This is a genomic window from Ornithinimicrobium sp., assembly GCF_051004135.1.
Lineage (GTDB): Bacteria > Actinomycetota > Actinomycetes > Actinomycetales > Dermatophilaceae > Ornithinicoccus.
Map to the genome: position 1 here is coordinate 1 of NZ_JBPCKQ010000109.1, position 3,977 is coordinate 3,977.

5 protein-coding genes are annotated in these 3,977 nt (G+C 71.3%); all 5 read right to left on the bottom strand.

Annotated features, from left to right (window positions below; all coding sequences use genetic code 11):
* On the bottom strand, positions 1 to 1,016 hold a 1,016-nt coding region (locus ACR2FV_RS06275; protein WP_434014837.1), incomplete at its 3' end, for a hypothetical protein.
* Between the two features lie 131 nt (positions 1,017 to 1,147).
* Complete coding sequence (locus ACR2FV_RS06280) at positions 1,148 to 1,918, bottom strand: urease accessory protein UreD (protein ID WP_434014838.1); 771 nt, start codon at positions 1,916 to 1,918, stop codon at positions 1,148 to 1,150.
* Entirely contained in the window at positions 1,918 to 2,598 is a 681-nt protein-coding gene (gene ureG, locus ACR2FV_RS06285) for an urease accessory protein UreG (RefSeq protein ID WP_434014839.1), read from the bottom strand. The genes ACR2FV_RS06280 and ureG overlap by 1 nt, the downstream gene beginning before the upstream one ends.
* Positions 2,591 to 3,292, bottom strand: a complete 702-nt coding sequence (locus ACR2FV_RS06290) for an urease accessory protein UreF (protein ID WP_434014840.1) — start codon at positions 3,290 to 3,292, stop codon at positions 2,591 to 2,593. The genes ureG and ACR2FV_RS06290 overlap by 8 nt, the downstream gene beginning before the upstream one ends.
* Positions 3,279 to 3,977 (bottom strand): amidohydrolase family protein (locus tag ACR2FV_RS06295; protein WP_434014841.1); only part of this gene is annotated, 699 nt, incomplete at its 5' end. The genes ACR2FV_RS06290 and ACR2FV_RS06295, both read right to left, overlap by 14 nt.

The following is a 3,977-nucleotide window of genomic DNA, read 5'->3' on the forward strand; positions in this document are numbered from 1 at the left end:
TCCTTCTTGTTTTTTTTTTGATCTGGTGTGTCTTTTTTTTCTTGGTCGTACGGTTTCCCCGGGCCCCCCCCTCGGACCCCCGCGGCGTCGCTGCCCTCGGCGGCCGTGACGGCCCGGTGCAGCCGGGTGGTGAACTGCTCATGGCTGGCCCGGACCGCCTCGCCGTCCCCGTCCGGGACGGGCCCCAGCGTCTGCTCGGCGACGAGGCCAGCCTGCTCGACGGGCAGGTTGCGCGCCCGGCGCCAGAAGTCGGTCACCGCGCGCAGGTCGTTCCATCCTTCGGCCAGGGCCCACTCGGCGCGGGCGGAGACCTCGCTCGGGGCCAGGGCGAGCCCGACCCGGTCATGGCAGGCCTGGATGCCTGAACCCGTCAGGGCTTGCAGCTCGGTCGCAACGGCGGACTTGGTGCGCGCACGCCACTTGTCCCGGCGGGTCATCGACAGCTCCTCGACCGAAGCGACGTCGTCGCGAGCCAGCAGCCGCTCACCGGCGACGACGGCCAGGTCACGGATCATCCGCATCATGGCCGCGTCGGTGAACCGCGAGAGCAGCACGGTGGCCTCGACGCCGTCCAGCAGACGCTGATCGCGCACCGACTCATCTGCAGCGGCCGCTACGGGTCCGGTGCTCAGCCCGGCGGCAACGGTCAGCACCTGCTCCGCGGCGTGATCGGGCAGGCCCAGGCCGGTCAGGCCGGCCAACGCTGCCCGCACCGCGCCTGGATCGAGATCGCCGCGGACCGGTGACACGGAAGCAGGCATCGAGGCTGCGCCGTCATCAGGCATCGCCGTGGCGTCGCCGTCCGGGCCAGTGCCCGGTGTGGCCAGGTCGATCGGCCATCCCATCGCGGCGCGGGCGCCGGCCATCTCGACATCGCCACACCCGCCCATGCCGGAGTCGTCGGCCACGATCAGCCGGCTGATCTCGGCGTCCAGGTCTGCGCTCCGCAGATGCTCTTGTAAGGCCATCTCCAGGGGGCTGTCGGGCTGGGGGGCCTGCCGCAGCTGATCAAGCATCACGACCCATCCCTTCCCTTCGTGTCCGATCCCGGGCCTCCAGGCACTGTCCGCCTGGAGCTGCCCCGGTGATCTCAGTATAGAACATACGTACGACGTATCCCTGCGGCGACACGCGCTTCCTCGGTCTCCTATGCGAGCATCTGGTGCAGCAGTGAGGGTGCCAGATCATCGCCCAGGAACCGGGTGAGCGACCCCGCGCCGCCGACCAGCAGGAACGTGTCGCAGACACTCCTCCCACCCAGGCCGGCTACCTCGTGCAGCCCGTCTCGCTCGTGTTGCGCCGTTCGCGCAGCACCCGCCGTTCGCGTAGCGCCCTCCGTCGAATGGGGCGGTCCGAGCTGCAGGAGGCTGTCCATCACCCGGGCCCCACCCAGCATTCCGGGAGCGCTCCGGTGCTCCGGATCGAGCAGATCGAGATCCTCGCGGTAGACGGTCGCGCCATTCACAAGGGCCTCCGACCTGTTCGCCAGCCTGCCCCCGATCTCGCCGGAGCGACCGAGCACCAGCGTCTCGCGGATCGACACCTGCGCGCTCCCGGACGCCTCTACTCGAAGGCTCCGCGACACGAGCGCACCGTCGGCGACCACGAACGGCTCACCGCCCCACCGCAGCGCACCACCTGCTCCGACCGTCACCTCGACGTCCCACCGACTCGGCACTCCCCGCCCGTCGTGGGCGACGGTGCCGGCGATGTCCCGCAGATCCAGCCGGGCACCGGGGCCGACGTCGACCCGGATCCGCACGTCGTCCCCACCGAGCAGCAACGCACCGGTGGCCACGAGCCCGACGGTGCAACCGTGGACGTCCGCGGACATCAGCAGCGGCCGCAGGTGGCCGGGGCGCAGCCGGGCACGGTGCCGACCGTCCACGAGCTCGACGACGATCGAGGTCTCAACCATCAGGCGGGGGTATGCGGATGCGCATGTGCGGCCATCGGCCCCGGGTCGTGCGGCACCAGCTCACCGGCCCGGAACGCCCGCAGCTGCCCCAGCACCCAGCCCGCGAGCGCGTCGACGGACTGCCGATCGGTGCGGGACAGCGCCAGCACCGGGCCACCGGACCGGACCGCTTCCGCGTCGGCGACCATCTGAGCCAGGTCGACATCGACATGCCGGGCCAAATCGGTCTTGTTAAGCACCAGCAGGTCGGCGCCGGTGATGCCGGGACCGCCTTTGCGGGCGACGTCGCCACCCCCGGCGACGTCCAGCACGAACAGCTGGGTGTCGACCAGCGCCGGGGAGAAGGTCGCGGTCAGGTTGTCGCCGCCGGACTCGACCAGCACGACGTCCAGGGGTGCGAAGTCGTACTCCAGATCTTCCACGGCCAGCAGGTTCTGGCTGATGTCGTCGCGGATCGCCGTATGCGGGCACGCGCCGGTCTCGACTGCCCGAATCCGCTCCGGAGCCAGCACTCCGGCGGAGCGCAACAGCCGCGCGTCCTCGTCGGTGTAGATGTCGTTGGTCACCACGCCCAGGGCCAGGCGGTCGCCCAGTCGGGTGCACAGCTGGCCGATGATGGAGCTCTTGCCGGTGCCGACCGGCCCGGCGACCCCTATCCGCAGGGAGCGATGCTCACGCACGGAAAAGCCTCCGCTCCTCGTGCTGGTGGGCCTGTGCCCAGTGCTCGATCATGGGCGCGCTCGGCGCAGGCAGGTCCTCGAGGCTACGGATGCCGCAGACCGCAGTGACCAGCCGCTCCACGTCGGCGCCGACGCCCACCGCGAGCCGCACGCCCTCGACGGGGTCGAACGGGTCGAGCTTCAACGCCGCGGACACGACGGTCTGCACGTCGTCGAACGCGACGATCCTCGCCAGCTGCTCGGCACCCACACCGGCCACCGCCGCCACGACGCCGACCACCACCGGTCGGGCGAACCGGTGGTCGCCCAGGTCGACCGGCCAGACCCTGCCGGCCATCCGCAGATAGCTGCGGCCCAGCAGGTCTGAGGCCTCGCGCAGCGCTTCCGAGACGGTCCGGGCGCGCCACGCCGCATCGACCGACGCCAACGCCTCGAGCGGCTCTGTCGAGTCGTCCTTGAGACAGTTCCAGGCGAGCACGGCCGTGGCCGCCTCCACCAGGGTGACCGTGCGCAGCCGGACCGCGATGTATGCCGGGAGGTCCGCGCGCCGCATCCCGTGCCGGAACCCCGGCTCCACCCCCGCGGACTGCGTGTGCGCCCCCACCGGCAGCCGGCCGTCGGCGAGCAGCAGGCTCAGGTATGCCGCGGCGTCGTGCGTCTGCGCGGCGGGCTCGGTCGGCTCAGAAGAGCGCATACAGCTGACCCAGCGGCACCCGGTCGACCGGCGCCGGCACGATCTCGACGCCGTCGACCTCGATCCGGAACGTCTCCGGGTCGATCGCGATGTCGGGCAGCGTGTCGTTGTTGACCATGTCGGCCTTGGTCACCCCGCGGGTGGGCCGCACCGCCACCAGCTCCCGCTGCAGCCCCAGCGCCTGACCGAGCCCGTCCTCGAGGGCGACCGGAGCGACATACGTCTGGGACAGCCCGGCACCCGCCGGGTGGTAGAGCGAGGGCCGCATCAGCACCGGCTGCGGGGTCGGGATCGAGGCGTTGGGGTCGCCCAGCGCGCCGCAGACGATGCCGCCGCCTTTGATCACGACCTCGGGTCGCACGCCGAAGAACCTCGGGTCCCACAGCACCAGGTCGGCGAGCTTGCCGACCTCGACCGAGCCGATCTGGTGGTTGACGCCGTGTGCGATCGCGGGGTTGATCGTGTATTTCGCGACGTAGCGCCGGGCCCGGAAGTTGTCGACCGGCAGCCCCCCGGCCAGCTCCCCGCGGACCGCCTTCATCACGTGCGCCACCTGCCAGGTGCGCATCACCACCTCGCCGATCCGGCCCATCGCCTGCGCGTCGGAGGAGGTCATCGAGATCGCGCCCAGGTCGTGCAGGTGGTCCTCGGCCGCGATCGTGGTGGCCCGGATCCGGGACTCGGC

Coding starts and splice junctions, on each gene's coding strand:
- ACR2FV_RS06290 (WP_434014840.1), bottom strand. CDS start 3,292: ATGCGCTCTTCTGAGCCGACCGAGCCCGCCGCGCAGACGCACGACGCC.
- ACR2FV_RS06280 (WP_434014838.1), bottom strand. CDS start 1,918: ATGGTTGAGACCTCGATCGTCGTCGAGCTCGTGGACGGTCGGCACCGT.